Annotated in this window: 10 protein-coding genes; 6 read left to right on the top strand and 4 right to left on the bottom strand. The window is 69.8% G+C overall.

All coding sequences use genetic code 11. The features are described 5' to 3' along the window. The first annotated feature begins 12 nt into the window (after nucleotides 1-12). Entirely contained in the window at nucleotides 13-690 is a 678-nt protein-coding gene (locus tag AC6LJ9_RS05995; RefSeq protein ID WP_498146834.1) for a DJ-1/PfpI family protein, read from the top strand. A 59-nt stretch (nucleotides 691-749) separates the two neighbouring features. Here the strand turns inward: AC6LJ9_RS05995 and AC6LJ9_RS05990 are convergent, their stop codons facing one another. Further along, nucleotides 750-1,244: an Lrp/AsnC family transcriptional regulator gene (locus AC6LJ9_RS05990; protein ID WP_498146833.1), complete on the bottom strand. Its 495-nt coding sequence runs from the start codon at nucleotides 1,242-1,244 to the stop codon at nucleotides 750-752. Nucleotides 1,245-1,378: 134 nt separating this feature from the next. On the opposite strand from AC6LJ9_RS05990, the gene AC6LJ9_RS05985 reads away from it, so the two are divergent. Then, nucleotides 1,379-2,014 (top strand): LysE family translocator, encoded by a 636-nt coding sequence (locus AC6LJ9_RS05985; protein WP_498146832.1) that lies wholly within the window; start codon nucleotides 1,379-1,381, stop codon nucleotides 2,012-2,014. A 78-nt stretch (nucleotides 2,015-2,092) separates the two neighbouring features. On the opposite strand, the gene AC6LJ9_RS05980 is transcribed toward AC6LJ9_RS05985, so the two are convergent. Both AC6LJ9_RS05980 and AC6LJ9_RS05975 read right to left on the bottom strand, forming a co-directional pair. Continuing rightward, nucleotides 2,093-3,970, bottom strand: a complete 1,878-nt coding sequence (locus AC6LJ9_RS05980; protein ID WP_498146831.1) for an ABC transporter ATP-binding protein — start codon at nucleotides 3,968-3,970, stop codon at nucleotides 2,093-2,095. Between the two features lie 334 nt (nucleotides 3,971-4,304). Then, nucleotides 4,305-5,231, bottom strand: coding sequence for a LysR family transcriptional regulator (locus AC6LJ9_RS05975; RefSeq protein WP_498146830.1), 927 nt, complete (start codon nucleotides 5,229-5,231; stop codon nucleotides 4,305-4,307). A gap of 150 nt (nucleotides 5,232-5,381) precedes the next feature. Here AC6LJ9_RS05975 and AC6LJ9_RS05970 point away from each other — a divergent pair, with 150 nt between their 5' ends. Continuing rightward, nucleotides 5,382-7,982, top strand: coding sequence for a penicillin G acylase (locus tag AC6LJ9_RS05970; protein WP_498146829.1), 2,601 nt, complete (start codon nucleotides 5,382-5,384; stop codon nucleotides 7,980-7,982). Here AC6LJ9_RS05970 and cydC read toward each other — a convergent pair. Beyond that, entirely contained in the window at nucleotides 7,954-11,655 is a 3,702-nt protein-coding gene (cydC, locus tag AC6LJ9_RS05965; protein ID WP_498146828.1) for a thiol reductant ABC exporter subunit CydC, read from the bottom strand. The two genes, AC6LJ9_RS05970 and cydC, sit on opposite strands and share 29 nt — an antisense overlap. A 141-nt stretch (nucleotides 11,656-11,796) precedes the next feature. On the opposite strand from cydC, the gene AC6LJ9_RS05960 reads away from it, so the two are divergent. From AC6LJ9_RS05960 to AC6LJ9_RS05950, 3 genes are all read left to right on the top strand, one after another. Further along, on the top strand, nucleotides 11,797-12,765 hold the full coding sequence (locus AC6LJ9_RS05960; protein ID WP_498146827.1) for a LysR substrate-binding domain-containing protein: 969 nt from the start codon (nucleotides 11,797-11,799) through the stop codon (nucleotides 12,763-12,765). A 63-nt stretch (nucleotides 12,766-12,828) separates the two neighbouring features. Next, on the top strand, nucleotides 12,829-13,314 hold the full coding sequence (locus AC6LJ9_RS05955; protein WP_498146826.1) for a hypothetical protein: 486 nt from the start codon (nucleotides 12,829-12,831) through the stop codon (nucleotides 13,312-13,314). Nucleotides 13,315-13,378: 64 nt separating this feature from the next. Next, on the top strand, nucleotides 13,379-13,840 hold the full coding sequence (locus AC6LJ9_RS05950; protein ID WP_498146825.1) for a DUF4952 domain-containing protein: 462 nt from the start codon (nucleotides 13,379-13,381) through the stop codon (nucleotides 13,838-13,840). Nucleotides 13,841-13,900: the final 60 nt, after the last annotated feature.

Genomic DNA, 13,900 nt, shown 5'->3' with positions numbered 1-13,900 from the left:
TGGAGCATCGTCATGCATGTGAATATTCTCTTGTTCGAAGGACTGACCCAGCTCGACATGACCGGGCCTTACGAAGTGCTGGCGAGCGCGCCGGGCTTCACCGTTGATTTTGTCGCAAAAACGAGGGACCCGGTGCGATCCGACCATGGACTGGCCTTCGTGCCGACGCGCACCTTGGCCGATGCGCCGCCCTGCGACCTGCTGGTGGCGCCCGGCGGGCCGGGCACGGATGATGCCATCATCGACGCCGAATGGGTGGATTTCACGCGCCGGCAGGGGCTGGCCGCCAGGTATGTGTTCGGCATCTGCACCGGCTCGCTGCTGCTGGGCGCGGCCGGTCTGCTGCGCGGCCGGCGCGCGTCCAGCCATTGGCGCGCGCGCGAGCTGCTGTCGCGGTTCGGCGCCATTCCGAGCGACGAGCGCATGTGCGTGGACGGCCATATCTATACGGCGGGCGGGGTCACCTCGGGCATAGACATGGGCTTGAGGGTGGTGGCGGATCTGTGCGGCGAGGAGGTCGCCAAGCTGATCCAGCTGCAGGTCGAGTACGACCCCGAGCCGCCGTTCCCGGGCGGCACGCCGAAAACCTCGGAACCGGCCATCGTGCAGCGCTATCTGGCGCAATCGCAGGCGCGCTTCGAGAGCCGGTCGGCGAAGGTGGCGCGCGCCGCGGCGGCCATGCCGGGCTGACGGCGTCGCGCGGCAGCCGCTGGCGGCGGGCAAGGGCGGCAGCGCGTCGCCCGCGCGCCTCAGCGCGTCAGATGATCCAGCGGCAGCGGGCTTTGCGGCTTGACGGTCTGGATGGCGAAGTTGCTGCGTATGTCCTTCACGCCGGGCAGCTTGAGCAGCGTGTCCAGCAGGAAGCGTTCGTAGCCGCGCAGGTCCGGCACCACCACCTGCAACAGGAAATCGGACTCACCTGACACTAGGTGCGCGGCGATCACTTCCGGCAGCGCGCTGACTTCCTTGCGAAAGCGCGCGGCGTCGCGCTCGTGGTGGCGCTCGACCTTGACGCCTACGAATACGGTCAGCCCCAGGCCAACCTCGTCCGGCGCCAGCCGGGCCTCATAGCCCTGGATCACGCCCGCGTCCTCCAGCATGCGCACCCTGCGCAGGCAGGGCGAAGGCGACAGGCCGATCTGCTCGGCCAGCTCGACATTGGTCAGCCTGCCGTTCTTCTGCAGGGCCTCCAGGATGCGGCGGTCGTAGCCGTCCAGTTGATGCTTGGGGGAAGGGTTTGGCATGAAATTTAATAGATGGCTTGGTAAGTGATCAATCGTGCCAATAATGATATTCCCATTGGCATGAATCGCAAGCACATGCCAGCCCGGTTTTCCTAGAATGACGCCCTGCGCAGCAAGATTGAAGGAGGGCCGTCATGGCCGATATGGCGTTGTTTCTAGGGGCCCTGGTGATCGTCTATGTGGTGCCGGGTCCGGACATGATCCTGCTGCTCGAGACCGGGCTGCTGCGCGGACGGGCGCCCGCGCTGGCGGTGGCGCTGGGCCTGGCGATCGCGCGCGCCGCGCATGTCACGCTGGCGGCGCTGGGGCTGGCCGCGCTGTTCCGCGCGCATCCCTGGGCCTTCGACGCGGCCCGGCTGGCGGGCGGCTGCTATCTGATGTGGCTGGGCGTGAAGCTGCTGCGCGCCGGTCCCATGTCCTACGAGGCCGGCGGCACGGCCGAGGCCGCGAAAGCGACCCGCTGGCGCGGCGCGCTGATGTCCGGCGTGCTGACCAATGTGCTTAATCCCAAGGCCTTGCTGTTCTGCTCGGTGCTGCTGCCGCAATTCGTGTCGCCGGCGAGCGGTCCGGTCGGCCAGCAGTTCGCCGTGCTGGGCGTGATCCTGGTCAGCATGGGGCTGGCGTTCGATGTGCTGTGCGCCCTGGCGGGCGGCGCGATGGGACGCTGGCTGTCGGCCAGCCCGAAGGCGCAGAAGATCCAGAGCCTGGTCTTCGGCACCGCGCTGATCGGCTTCGGCCTGCGTCTGACGCTGGCCGAGCGGCCGGCCTGACGCCGGCCGCCCGGTCCGCGCCACGGGCGCGCTTGCGAAGCGGCGCCGACCACTCCTGGCGGACGGCGCCACTGCGCCCTAGCGCGGATCCAGCGCCAGGTCGCTGTCCTCGGGCTCGTCGGCGTAGCGGGGCGTTTCGCCGCGCAGTTCCTCCATCGACATGCCACGGGTCAGTTCCAGCGCCTGGCGCTCGAACAGGCGGCGGTACACGCCGCCAGGACGGCGGATCAGCGTCTCGTGGTTGCCTTCCTCGATCACGCGGCCATGGTCCATGACCAGCAGCCGGTCCAGCGCGCGCACCGTGGACAGGCGGTGCGCCACCACCAGCGTGCTGCGGCCTTCCATCAGGCGCTCCATGGCCTGCTGGATCAGCACCTCGCTTTCGCTGTCCAGGCTGGACGTGGCTTCATCCAGGATCAGGATGGGCGCGTCCGCCAGGAAGGCGCGCGCGATCGCCACGCGCTGGCGCTCGCCGCCGGACAGCTTCACGCCGCGCTCGCCCACCATCGTGTCATAGCCCTTGGGCAGGCGCATGATGAAGTCGTGCGCGCTGGCCTGCCGCGCCGCGTGCTCGATCTCGGCCTGCGTCGCGCCGGGCCGGCCGTAGGCGATGTTCTCGGCCAGCGTGCGGTGGAACAGGATGGGCTCCTGCTGCACGATCGCGAGCTGGCGGCGCAGCGAGGCCTGCTGCGCCTGGGCGATGTCCTGCCCGTCGATCAGGATGCGGCCTTCGTTGACGTCGTACAGGCGCTGAATCAGCTTGATGAACGTGGTCTTGCCCGAACCCGAATGGCCCACCAGCCCGACGCGCTCGCCCGGCGCGATGCGCGCCGAGAAATGCTCGTACAGCGGCGTGTCGTGCGCGCCGTAGCGGAAGGTCACGTCGTCGAAGCGGATTTCGCCTTCGGTGATGCGGATCACGCCCGCGCCCGGCTTGTCGGCCACGCCCAGGGGCTGGCGTTCCAGCGTCACCAGTTCCTCCATGTCGTTGATCGAGCGTTGCAGGTTGCGGATGTCCGTGCCCACTTCGCGCAGATAGCCCTGCAGCATGAAGAACATGGTCAGCGCGAAAGTGATGTCGCCCACGCTGGCCTGGCCGCGCGCCCACAGCCACAGCGATGCGCCGATCATGGCGACCTGCATCAGCGCCAGCATGGCGCCCTGCACGCCGGCGTTCAGCGTGCCGCGCATCCAGGTGCGGCGGGTGCGGCGGCGCCACTTGTCCACCACGCGCGCCAGCCGCGCTTCCTCGCGCCGTTCGGCGCCGAAGGCCTTGACCACGGCGTTGCAGGTCACGGCGTCGGCCAGCGCGCCGCCCATGCGCGTGTCCCAGGCGTTGCCCAGGCGCGCGGCCGGCGCCACGTAGCGCAGCGACAGCAGCGCGGTGAACGCGATATACATCACCGAGCCCAGGCCCACCACCAGCCCCATCAGCGGCCAGTGCCAGCCCAGCAGCGCGGTGGCGCCCACCAGCATCACCACCGAGGGCAGCAGGGCGATCAGCAACGTGTCGTTGAGCTGGTCGACCGCCCACATGCCGCGCGTGATCTTGCGCACGGTCGAACCGGCGAAGCTGTTGGCGTGCCAGTCGGTGGACAGGCGCTGCACGCGGTGGAAGGCGCTGGACATCATGCCGTTCATCATGCGCAGCGTGAAGCCGATGATGCTGTAGTACACGGCCTGGCGCAGCAGCATGGCGCCCAGGCCCAGCGCGACCAGCAGCCAGAATGCCGTCATGGCCGCGTGCCAGACCTGCGCGTCGCCGGCGGCGCCAGAAGCCACGGCGTCGATCAGCTTGCCCGCGTACAGCGGGGTCAGCACGTCGGCGACGGCGGCCAGCAGCGCCAGCGCCATGATGAGCGGCGTGCGCAGGGGCTGCCGGGCCCAGTGGCGGAAGGTATAGCCCAGGACATCCGTGAAGGCCTGTCCTCGTTGATTCGATTTTTTGATAGCCATATGCAATGGCCTGACGCCACGGGACGCGCCAGGAATCCTTGTGTAAAGGAAGAAAAACGACCCGGCGCCGGGTGGGCGCGGGCATTGCGTTTTGAGTTGGTGACAGGCGCGGAGGACCAGTCGCCTGATACGAGTCAGGCGATGGGTCCGCGCGGGCGACGACTTAGGAGCGTCGCGGAGACACGCGCGGGTTGGCGGTATGCGGATTCATCATCTTGCGCCTCCCAGTGGTGTATTGAAGGAAGAAAAGTAAATGGGACGAATGCCCGAACGGATGATTCTATAGAACGGACACATGTGAATCAACCGTCCGCGCAGATCCTGTCGGTTTTTTTCAACGCGATCGTTGCGCGTAGGCCGCGTGATCGGTCCAGCACTGCCGCGTGTAGGCATGGAACGCATCCTGCACCGTCGACGGCGTGCGGCCGGTCAGGCGCGCCAGCGCATAGTGGCCGCGTCGTTCGCGGTCCGGCGCGATGGGCACTTCCCGCAGCAGGCCGGCCTCCTGCTCGCGGCGGGTCACGCTGATCACGCCGAGCAGCAGCGCGTCGCTGTCCAGCGCCAGGCGCGTCAGCGCTTCCAGGTTCTCGCAGCGCACGGTCACCATTTGTTCGGGCGCGCCGCCCGGGCCCAGGGTCTCGGCCAGCCGCAGCGAGACTTCCGGGCTGAGCGAGGTGGACGCGACCGGATATTGCCGGATCTGCGCGACGCCGACGCGCCGATGCGCCAGGATGGGATGTCCGGCCCGGCACACCAGGCCGGCGCGCAACGGCGCCAGCGGCTGCGCGTCGATGTCCGGCGCGTCGTGCAGCAGGCGTGCGTCGCAGACCAGCGCGTCGATGCGTTCGGCGCGCAGCAGCGCCAGCAGCGCGTCGGTGGCGCCCAGCTCCACGCTGACGCGCACCTGCGGATGGCGCGCCGTCATATGGGCCAGCAGGGGCGACAGCAGCAGCGAGGCCGGAGTGGGGCTCAGGCCGATGTCGAGCCTGCCGGATTCGCCGCCGTGCATGCGCTTGAGCTCGCTCTGCAATTCAGCCTCTTCGTGGCGCATGCGGCGCGCGCGCTCCACGGCGCAGGCGCCGTAAGGGGTGAGGCGGAGCTGGCGCGTGCCGCGGTCGAGCAGCGGCAGGCCCAGCTCGGTTTCCAGGGCCTGGATGCTGCGGCTGAGCGCGGGCTGCGACAGGTTGACCGCTTCTGCCGCGCGCGAGAACGTGCCGTGTTCGACCACGGCGAGCAGGTGCTTGAGTTTCTGGAAATCCATAATTCCAACGCATGAAATGTATAAAATAAATGCATTGGAATTATAAATTGGCTCTCCGTATCATGAACCCGCGACGGCGTCCGCAGAGGCGCCGCGCGGCGCGCAGGGCCGGCACGGCCCGGCGTCACTGTTCATGGAGACAAGATTCAAATGAAGCAGCAATTCCTGTCGGCCGCCATCCTGGCGGCCTGTGCGCACGCGGGCGTCCACGCCGCGCCGGCGCCGCAATCGTCGACCCCCGATTCCGCCACCGCCGCCTCCGCCTCGCGGCCCGCCGCCAGCGGCCAGGTCACCATCCGTCGTGACGAATACGGCATGCCCCATGTCTATGCCGCCACGGTCCACGGCATCTTCTACGGCTACGGCTACGCCGTGGCCCAGGACCGGCTGTTCCAGATGGAAATGGCCCGCCGCGCCACGCAGGGCAAGACGGCGGAAGTGCTGGGGCCGTCGATGGTGACGTTCGACAAGTCCATACGCGGCAACTTCTCGCCCGAGCGCATCCAGCGCCAGCTGGCCGCGATGTCGCCGGAAGATCGCCAGATCCTGGACGGCTACGCCGCCGGCATGAATGCCTGGATCGCGCGCGTGCGCGCCGAGCCCGGCCGCCTGATGCCCAAGGAATTCAACGACCTGGAATTCCAGCCGTCGGACTGGACCGCCTATGACGTGGCGATGGTGTACGTGGGCACCATGGCCAACCGCTTTTCCGATGCCAACAGCGAGATCGACAATCTGGCGCTGCTGACCGCGCTGAAGGACCGGCACGGCGAGGCGCGGGCCATGCAGATCTTCAACCAGCTGCGCTGGATGACGGACAGCCGCGCGCCGGTCACCGTGCCGGAGGAAGAGGGCAGCTACCGGCCGGGCGTCGCCGCGTCATCGGGCGCCGCTGCCCCGGGCGCGTCGGCCTTGTCCTATGCGCTGCCGCGCTACGACGGCACGCCGCCCATGCTGGATCGCGTGCCGCGCGATCCGCGGACGCGCGGCGTGCTGGACGGCCCGCCGGATGCGCTGCGCGAGCGGCTGCTGGCGCAGTTCGCCGAGTCCGGCCAGCCGGGTATCGCGGGCTGGCCCACCACCAGCAATATCTGGCTCGTCGGGCGCGACCACGCCCGGGACGCGCGCGCCATCCTGTTGAACGGGCCCCAGTTCGGCTGGTGGAACCCCGCCTATACCTACGGCATCGGCCTGCACGGCGCGGGCTTCGACGTGGTGGGCAATACGCCCTTCGCTTATCCGAGCATCCTGTTCGGCCACAACGCGCACGTGGCCTGGGGGTCGACGGCGGGTTTCGGCGACGATGTCGACATCTACGCCGAGAAGCTGGACCCCGCCGACCGCACGCGCTATTTCCACGACGGCCAGTGGAAACGCATGGAGAAACGCAGCGAACTCATCCTGGTCAAGGGCGGCGAGCCGGTGCTGATGGATGTGTACCGCAGCGTGCACGGCCTGATCGTCAAGTTCGACGAGTCGCAGCACGTCGCCTACGCCAAGGCGCGCGCCTGGGAAGGCCATGAGATGCAGTCGCTGCTGGCCTGGGTGCGCAAGACGCAGTCGGCCAACTGGGATCAATGGAAGACCCAGGCGGCGCGCCACGCGCTGACCATCAACTGGTACTACGCCGACGATCGCGGCAATATCGGCTACGCGCACACCGGCTTCTATCCCAAGCGCAAGCCCGGCCACGATCCGCGCCTGCCGGTGCCGGGCACCGGCGAGATGGATTGGGACGGCATGCTGCCGTTCTCCACCAATCCGCAGGTGTATAACCCGCGCCAGGGCTTCATCGCCAACTGGAACAACCAGCCCATGCGCGGCTATCCGTCCACCGACCTGTTCGCCATCGTCTGGGGCCAGGCCGACCGCTACGCCGAGATCGAGACGCGCCTGAAGGCCATGACCGCGCAGGGCGGCCGGATCAGCCCGCAACAGATGTGGGACCTGATCCGCACGACCAGCTATGCCGACGTCAACCGCCGCCACTTCCTGCCCTTCCTGCAGCGCGCGGTGGCGGGGCTGCCGGCCGGCGACGAGCGCGCGCGGCTGGTGGCCGGGCTGGCGGCCTGGGACGGCATGAACACCGCCGAGCGCACGCCGGGCTACTACGACAACGCGGGGCCGGCGGTGATGGATGCCTGGCTGCGCGCCATGCTCAAGCGCACGCTGGCCGACGAGATGCCGGCCGAGTTCTTCAAGTGGTATAGCGCCACCGGCTATCCCACCACGGCCGCCCCGTCCACGGGCTCGATCAACCTGACCGTGGGCGTGAAGGCCCTGTTCAACGCGCTGGCCGGGCCGGACGCCGGCGTGCCGCAAGGCTACGACTTCTTCAACGGGCAGCGGCCCGAGGCGGTCACGCTGGCGGCGCTGGACGATGCGCTGGCCGCGCTCAAGCAGGCCTACGGGCCCGACCAGGCCGCCTGGAAAGTGCCCGCCGGCCCCATGGTCTTCGCGCCCAAGAACTTCCTGGGCGTGCCCCAGGCCGATGCGAAGGCCACGCTGACCTATCCGGTCGCGCAGAACCGGGGCACCGAGAACAACATGACCGTGTTCGACGGCAGGACGGTGCGCGCGGTGGACGTGGTCGCGCCGGGCCAGAGCGGCTTCGTGGCGCCGGACGGAGCGCTGTCGCCGCACGCCCGCGACCAGCTCGACCTGTACACGGGCTTCGGCAGCAAGCGGGTGTGGTTCACGGACGCCGAGGTCCGTGAGCACGCTAGGTCGACAGAGACGCTGCGCTACTGAGCGTCTGTCCGCCCTGGCGCCGGGCCAGCCGCGCGTACAGCCCCTGCCGGCGCAGCAGCTGTTCGTGCGTGCCGGCCTCGGCCAGCGCGCCCTGGTCCAGTACCAGGATCAGGTCCGCGTCGCGGATGGTGGACAGCCGGTGCGCGATCACCAGCGTGGTGCGATGGCGCATCAGCGCGTCCAGCGCGCCGCGCACCTGCATCTCGGACAGCGTGTCCAGGTGCGAGGTGGCCTCGTCCAGGATCAGCACCGGCGCGTTCTTCAGGAACGCCCGCGCGATCGAGATGCGCTGGCGCTGGCCGCCCGACAGCTGCATGCCGCGTTCGCCGACGCGGGTGCGCAGGCCGTCCGGCAATGCCTTGACGAAGTCCGCCAGCGCGGCCTGTTCCAGCGCCCGCTGGAGTTCCTCGCGGCTGGCCTCGGGGCGGGCCAGCAGGATGTTGCCCTCCAGCGTGTCGTTGAACAGGTAGGTGTCCTGCGTGACCAGCGCGACCCGCTCGCGCAGGCTGTCCAGCTTCAGGCCGCGCAGGTCGGCGCCGTCCAGCCGTACCGCGCCCGACTGCGGATCCCAGAAGCGCAGCAGCAGGCTGGCCACGGTGCTCTTGCCCGCGCCCGATGCGCCCACGACGGCCACCGTGGCGCCGGCGGGCACGGTGAAGCTCAGGTCCTTGAGCGTGTTGTCGCGCTTGCCGGGATAGGCGAAGCTGACGTGCTCGAAGGCCAGCGACAGGCCCTGCGTCGACACGGGGGCGTCCGCCGGGCCATCGTTCACCGGCACCGGTTCGTGGCTGACCACGTGCAGCCGGCGCGTGGCGGCGATGGTGTCGGCCAGCTGGCGGCTGACCTGCGAGATCTCCGATACCGGCAGGAAGGTGGCCAGCGCGATCAGCACCAGCAGCGGCAGCATGCCGGCCGACAGCGTGCCGGCGGCAACCTGCAGGCCGCCGGTGACGGCCACGGCCAGCCCGCCCAGGCCGGCGGCCAGTTCGAAGTTGGCGTTCTGCCGCGACAGGTCGCGCTGCATGGACAGCCGGCGTTCGCGATAACGGTCGGCGGCGCGCAGGAATTCGTCGCGGCGGCGGCCGGTGGCCTGGAAGGCGGTCAGGTCGGCCAGGCCCTGGATGGTGTCGGCGGTGTGGGCGCTCATCTCGCCCAGCGCCTGGCGGGCGCGGTCGCCCAATGCGTCGATGCGGCGGCGGCCGCGCACCGGCGACAGCAAGGCATAGGCCAGGAAGGGCAGCAGCGCCAGCGCCACCGGCCAGCTGTAGAACGCCAGGAAGCCCAGCACCGACAGCGGCACCGCCAGCGAGACGATGGCAGGGGCGATGGTGTGCGCGTAGAAGTACTCGACCATCTCGATGTCCTGCGTGGCCAGCGCCACCAGATCGCCGGAGCGGCGTTGCAGCAGGTAGGCGGGCGCCAGCCGTTCGAGCTTGTCGTAGAGTTTGACGCGCATGTCCGCCAGCAGCCGGTACGCCATCGCATGCGCCAGCCAGGATTCGAGCCAGTGGAACAACGCGGCCAGCGGCGCGGCGGCGAGCAGGGCGATGATCAGCGCCTGGATCTCGCGGCCGTCGCGGATGGCGGCCACGGTCAGCGCGCTCAGCACGCCCACGCCGATGAAGGCGGCCACGCGCGCCACGCCCAGCAGGATGGTGGCGACCAGCGTGCCGCGCCAGGGCCGCACCACCGACAGCAGCGTGCCCAGCGTGTCGCGCCAGCCCACCTGGGCGGCGTCCGCGTCCAGCGGGCGCGCGTCGGGCGCTTGCGGCTTGTCGAGGTCCGGCTCGTCCTGGCCATCCAGACGCTGACCGTGCGTGATGCCGGCGGACGCAGGCGTCGAAGCCGCTGGCGCTGATGCCGCGACGGCGGGGGAATGCGCGGCGCCTGCGTGGCTGGCCAAGGCGCTGGCGTCCGCCATGTCGGCCTGCGCATCGGCAGGCCGCGCCAGCGTCGCCGCCTGCTCGCGCATCAGCCGGTGATACAGGCCGCCCTGGCGCATCAGCTCGGCATGGCTGCCGGACTCGACCACGCGGCCCTGGTCCAGCACCAGGCAGCGGTCGGCGCCGATGACGCTGGCCAGGCGGTGCGCCAGGATCAGCGTGCTGCGGCCTTCCATCAGCCGGTCCAGCGCCTGCTGGATCAGCGCTTCGTTCTCGGCGTCGACCGAGGACAGCGCCTCGTCCAGGATCAGGATGGGCGCGTCGCGCAGCAGCGCGCGGGCGATCGCCACGCGCTGGCGCTGCCCGCCGGACAGTTGCAGCCCGCGTTCGCCGATGCGGGTGGCGTAGCCTTCGGGCAGCGCCATGATGAAGTCGTCGATGTTGGCGGCGCTGGCGGCCGCGCGCAGCTGCTCGCGGCTGGCGTCGGGCCGGCCCAGGCGCAGGTTGTCCTCGATGGTGCCGTGGAACAGCATGATGTCCTGGCTCACCAGCGCGATCTGCGACAGCAGCGTGTCGGCGTCGAGCTGGTTCAGGTCATGTCCGCCCACGCGCACCGTGCCGGACTGCGGCACGCACTCGCGCAGCAGCAGGCGCACGATGGTGGACTTGCCGGCGCCGCTGGGGCCGACCACGCCGACCCGTTCGCCGGCCGCGATGCGAAAGCTCAGGCCCTGATGCGCGGGCCGCTCGGGCGTGTAGGCGTAGGCAACGTTGTCGAATTCGATGGTGGGCGCGAGCGCGGCGGGCGCGGCCCGTTCAGTGGACAGCGGCGGGGTCAGCGGCCGCGCGTCCATCAGCATGTGGATGCTGGCGGCGGCCGACTGGCCCAGCATGCCCTGGTGCAGCACCGAGCGCAGGTCGCGCAGCGGACGGAAGATCTCGGTGCCGGCCATCAGCACGATCAGCAGCGCTTCCACGCTCATGTCGCCGGCGGTCACGCGCCAGGCGCCCAGCGTCAGCGCCAGCGCGGCGCCCAGGGCCACGCCCAGGTCGGTGATGCCGCGCGTCAGCAGGCTCACCGACAGTACCCAGAACGTGTTGTCCGACAGCTTGCGCGCGCGCTCGGCCAGGCGCTGGCCCCAGGCCTTGCCCTGGCCGTAGGACTTGAGCGTGGGCAGGCCCTGCATGGCGTCCAGGAAGTCCTCGCCGAAGTCGTTCAGCGAGCGGGTGCGCGCCAGGCTGGCGCGGCGGTCCAGCATGTGCACGGCCATGGGCCCGGCCAGCGCGAACAGCGCCGCCACCAGCAGCACCAGCGCCGTGGGCACGTCCCAGAAGGCGATCACGGCGAAGATGGCGAAGGGCGCGGCGGCGGCGATGGCCAGCTGTGGCAGGTATTGGCCGAAGAAGGTCTGCAACTGCTCCACGCCGTCCACCACGGTCAGCATCACGCCGCCGGTGCGCTGGCGCGCGAACCAGGCCGGCCCGAGCGCGACGATGCGGTCGTACAGCTGGCCGCGCAGCGACAGCTGGATGGCGGCCGAGGCGCGCTGCGCCTGCACCGTGCGCCAGTGATCGAGCTGCGAGCGCAGCAGCACCATGAGCGCCGCGCCGGCGGCCGGCCAGGCCCAGTCGTTCCAGGGCGCGCCGTCGAATACGCGCGCCAGCATCAGGCCCAGGAAGACATAGCGGGCAATGCCGGCCGCCAGCGCCAGCAGGCCCAGCAGGATGCCGCCCGCCATGCCGGCGCGCAGGCCGCGCGTCAGGCGCCAGAGTCTCGCGTCGAAATACATATCGATGTTCCTTCGTGTATGACCGGCCGGATCGCCCGCGCGATGCGCGCCAGGGTACGGCCCATGCGGCTCATGGTCCCCGATCGGGCGCGAATGCGAAAGCGATGGTTTTTCAATACACGGTTGAGATAAACTCAACCCATGCCCGATTTGCCCAACCATACCCCGCCGCTGGCCGCGCTGCGCGCCTTCGAGGCCGTCGCCCGGCTCGGCAGCCTGAGCCGCGCCGCGGTCGAGCTGAACGTCACCAAAAGCGCGGTCAGCCATCAGTTGCGAGCGCTGGAATCCGACCTGGGCGCGACGCTGCTGCACCGAGGCGGCACGCTGCGGCGGGCGCAGGTGACCGAGGCCGGCGCATCTTTGCTTATATCCGTACAGCAGGCTTTGACCCTACTGGAGACTGCCTGCCGCAATGTCCGCGTGGCCGTGCGCAGCAAGCGGCGCCATAGCCTGAACCTGTCGGCCAACCCGTCGCTGGCCGCGTTGTGGCTGGCGCCGCGCATCGGCCGCTTCATCGAGCTGCATCCGGACATCGATGTGCAGGTGTTCCTGCACGCCAGCCAGGATCCGGCCTGGAAGGCCCAGGACATCGACCTGGCCTTCCTGCACGTGCGCGAGCACGGCCCGCACCTGCCGCAGCCGGGCGACATCCGGCTGATGAGCGAAACGGTGGTGCCGGTGTGCAGCCCGGCGCTGGTGCCGCCTGGCGAGCGCGACGATCCGCGCGTCTTCGCGCGTCACCGCTGGCTGGAGGAAAAGCACGTCGACAGCCCCGAGACGTCCTGGGATACCTGGAGCGCGCGGCTGGGCCTGGATCCGGCGGACCGGCAGGAGCCGTTGGTCCTGAGCGGGCTGAGCACCGTGGTGGCCGCCGCCGCGGCGGGCGTGGGCATCGCGCTGGGCCGCGCGCCGCTGGTCGACGAGGAACTGGCCAGCGGCCGGCTGGTGCCCTTGATGCCGCGCCTGAAGCTGGCCGGCTCCTGGGGCTACGTGATGCGCATGCAGCCCAACCGGCCGATGGACGCGGCGCTGCCGGCGCTGGTGGAATTCCTGGCCGAGGAAGGGCGCAGTCCGGGGGCCTGGCAGAATCTGGCCCAGGCAGTGGGTTGATCAGTGGTTGGCTCCGCGCGCGGCTTGTACGCGCGTCGCGCCAGGAATCGAAGGAGAGAGTGGATGACGCGGTTGAAGCAGAGCCTGCCGGTCTTGGCGCTGGCCTTGTTTTGCGGTTCGCAGGCGCAGGCGGAAAGCGCCTTTCTGCAGGTTGTACAGGCCGTGGCGGGCAAGGACGAGGTCGGGCAAGGCGAGTATGTGGATGTGACCTTCACGCCGGGCAGTCTCAAGCCGCTGGCTGAATTCACGCGGACGCGGGTTGGCAAGCGGGTCGAGTTCCGCGTCGACGACCGGGTGTTGACCGTGGTGACGGTGCAGGGCGCCATCGAGACGTCCGGCCTGCGCATGTTCGGCGGGGGCCAGGGCTTCGGCGGCAAGTCGGCTGCCGATATCGAGCGCATCCTGGAACCCGGCACGTATGTCGAGGTCGCCGACGCCGGCAAGCCGGAGCAGGACCGTGTGCTCAACCTGGACGCCGGCCGGCCCGCCGATACCGCCGCGTCGGCCGAGGCGCCGGCGCGCAAGCGCACGACTCGCCCGCAACCCTGACCCGTTTCCACCGGTGGCGCGAGGCGCGGCCGGGACACTCCAGAGGCATGCCTTGACGTATCCATTGCGTGTTTTCCGACTGTCGGCGCTGTCGGCGCCGCTATATCTGGCGCTGACCCTGGGCGCGCCCGCGCAGGCTGTTGCAGGACAGGCCGCCGCCGGCCAAGCCGTTTCCGCGCCCGCCTGTGGCGATTTCCTGGACAAGCAGGGCGACAAGCCTGGCTACATCGAGTACCTGGGCTGCCATGAGGAATACGAAGGGCAGGGCAAGCCGCTGGTGGCGCGCTACCGGCTGGACGGCGCATACGCGGCCCAGGCCGAGGACTTCCTGCGCCGGCGCTACGGCATCGCGCAGCTGCGTTTCGTGTGCTGCGGCTGGGAATCGACGCCGCATTCCTGGGTGGACGACGGCCATGCCTGGAACCTGGTGTTCGCGTCGGACGAAACGCTGTTGTCGGCGCGCGCGCAATGGGCGCGCATTCCCACTTTCCATATCCGCGTCGAGCAGTACACGGAAGATCCTTGAGGCCGCCGCCGTGACGGCATCGCGCCGGCCACACAAAAACTAACGGGCGCCGGCTTGTGG

This window comes from Achromobacter sp. 1011811831, assembly GCF_059760905.1.
The sequence above is the reverse complement of the archived record's forward strand: the minus strand, read 5'-3'. Positions and strand labels throughout refer to the sequence as shown.